Source organism: Sphingomonas lacusdianchii (assembly GCF_022664395.1).
GTDB lineage: Bacteria > Pseudomonadota > Alphaproteobacteria > Sphingomonadales > Sphingomonadaceae > Sphingomonas > Sphingomonas lacusdianchii.
In genome coordinates, this window is the sequence record NZ_JAKRET010000057.1 from 1 (window position 1) to 2,708 (window position 2,708).

2 protein-coding genes are annotated in these 2,708 nt (G+C 62.6%); both read left to right on the forward strand.

The window, feature by feature from the left end; genetic code table 11:
* On the forward strand, nucleotides 1–747 hold a 747-nt coding region (locus MF607_RS22345), incomplete at its 5' end, for an ATP-binding protein (protein ID WP_242122366.1).
* Between the two features lie 122 nt (nucleotides 748–869).
* A partial coding sequence (locus MF607_RS22350) for a GAF domain-containing protein (protein ID WP_242122367.1) occupies nucleotides 870–2,708 on the forward strand: 1,839 nt, incomplete at its 3' end.

A 2,708-nucleotide genomic window follows, 5' to 3' on the forward strand; every position in this document is an offset into this window, starting at 1 on the left:
ATCGTCAACGCTCGCGACGCCATGCCGGAGGGGGGCGAGATCACGATTGCGACCGGCACGTCCGATCGCATCCCCGCGGTGCGTAACCATGCCGAAGCGCCGGGCGACTATGTCACCGTGACGATTGACGACACCGGCACGGGCATGAGTGCCGAAACGCAGGCGCGTATCTTCGAGCCCTTCTACACCACCAAGGAGGTGGGACGCGGCACAGGGCTCGGGCTCAGCCAGGTCTACGGCTTCGCCAAACAATCTGGCGGCGAGGTCATCGTCGCCAGCAAGGAGGGAAAAGGCACGCAATTCACGCTTTATCTCCCCCGCGCCCAAACGATGGCCGTCACGGCTAGCGAGATGCCTGTTATGCCGGACACAGGACCGTCGGTCGCCAATCGCGGATGCGTCCTTGTGGTCGAGGACAACCAGCTCGTCGGCGAATTTGCGACCCAGCTTCTGGAGGATGTGGGCTATGGCACTGTCTGGGCACCCAACGCGCAGTCGGCGCTTGATCTCATCAACGCCAAGCCCGACCGCTTCGACGTGGTGTTCACCGACGTGGTGATGCCCGGCATGAGCGGTATCGAGTTGGCACAGGAACTTCGCCAAGCGTATCCGAGTCTGCCCGTCGTGCTCACCTCCGGTTACAGCCAGGTCCTGGCGCAGGAAGGCTCGCATGGTTTCGATCTGCTTCAGAAACCCTATAACGTGAGCAAGGTCACAGAGGTGCTGAACCGCGTAAAGCGATCGTAGCCGGAGCGCTCGATCCCATTGCCCTAGCTGATGATTTAAGGCGCATCCGCATTGGCATATACGAGCTGCCCACGTTACTCATGATGCCATATAGCAAAGGAAGAAGGGTGGAGCGGGGCGCTATGGCTGAAACACCGGCCACATCAGAAGGCTTGCTCAGCGGGCGAGGCCGACTGGAAGCGCTTGACCGTTACGAGATCTTTGGCAGCGATCCGGAGGATGGGTTCGACGGGCTGGCCAGGCTCGCTGCCGAAATCTGCGAAACGCCGACCGCTCTTATCACCTTCGTCAATGGCCGGCAGCAGTTCATCAAGGCGGCTGTGGGCTTCAGTGGCGATAGGATTGCCCCGGTGGAAGCCGGCTTCGATCTGAATGTCGTTCTCGAACGAGCGGCGATGGCTATTCCTGACATGCTGGCGGATGCCGCCTTCGCGAACACGCCGATGACGCGGGGTGGTGTGCGCTTCTACGCCGGGACGCCGCTGATCACTGCCGACGATCACGTGCTCGGCACTTTGTGCGTCCTGGATACGCAGGCGCGGCCCCCTCTATCGGATCGTCAGCGCCATTCGCTCGATGCGCTCGCCGCGCAGGTCGTGTCGCAGCTGGAATTGCGACGTTCGGAGATCGTCGCCCGTCGTGAGACCGCTCGCGCCGAGAAGCATGCGCGACGACTGTCCCTCATCGCCGAGGCGTCGACCCTGATGCTGGCGGGGACGGACCCTGTGGATACCGTCAGGCAGCTCTTCGCGCTGATCCATGACGGTTTTGGCGTCGATATCGGCTTCCATTATCGGTGCGGCCAAGGGGCGCTGGACCTTGTAACAGCGATCGGCCTGACCCGGCAGCAGGAAGCATCGGCCTCCCGGCTAGATTTCGGCCAGACGGTCTGCGGCATCGTCGCCGAGCGTCGCGAGCCGATGCTCGTCACCGGCATTCAACACTCCGACCAAGATGTGGTGCGCCCGTTGAAGGCGTTGGGGCTGGAGAGTTACTACAGCATGCCGCTCATCGCCGGCGGGGAGTTGCTCGGCACCATCTCGTTCGGGCGACGCAAGAAGAATTTCTCGTCGCGAGAGATCGACGCCTTGCAGACGATGACCAGTCAGCTCGCGACATCAATCGAGCGCCAGCGCACCGAAGCGGAGCTGGTGAAAAGCGAGGCGGACCTGCGGTTTGCATTAAAGGCGGGGCGGTTCGGCGCCTGGCGCCTCGACCTGCTGACCGGTCAGCTGACGGCGTCCGAGACGTGCCGGACGAACTTCGGGCGCAACCCGGACGATCCGTTCAGCTACGAGGAACTGCGCAAGAGCATTCATCCGGACGATCGTGTCCGAATGGTTGCGGCGGTGGAGAACAGCATCGCGACCGGCGCAGACTATGACATCGAGTATCGGACTATAACTCCGGCCGGCGCCATTCGATGGGTGGCGATCCGGGCGCAGCCTTCCTATGCCAGAGACGGCTCGCCGCTCGGCATGGCTGGCGTATCGATCGACATCAGCGAGCGCAAACAGTCGGAGGAGCAGCTCAGGACGCTGAACGAGACCCTGGAACAGCAGGTGGCCGATCGGACCGCGCTGCTGCGTCGGTATCAGGAAATCATCGAGTCCACGGCAATGCCTGTCGTCGCCTTCGACGCCGACCTTCGCATCACGGTCTTTAATCGCGCCCATGCGGATGCTTACCGGCGTGCGTACGGCATCGAGCAACGGATCGGCGACTCGCTTGTCGAGCAGTTCGTGCCGGAGCAGGCCGCGATCGTCCGCGGTTTCATGGAGCGGGCCTTGGCAGGCGAGACGTTCACCGTCCGCGAGGCGTTTGGCGATCCTGCGCTTGAAGTGCCGTCATGGCAGATCAACTATGCGCCGTTGCGTGACGATCAGGGGACGATCATCGGCGCCTTTCATCATGCGACAGATATCACCACGGAACTGCGGACCCAGGACGAGCTGAACCGT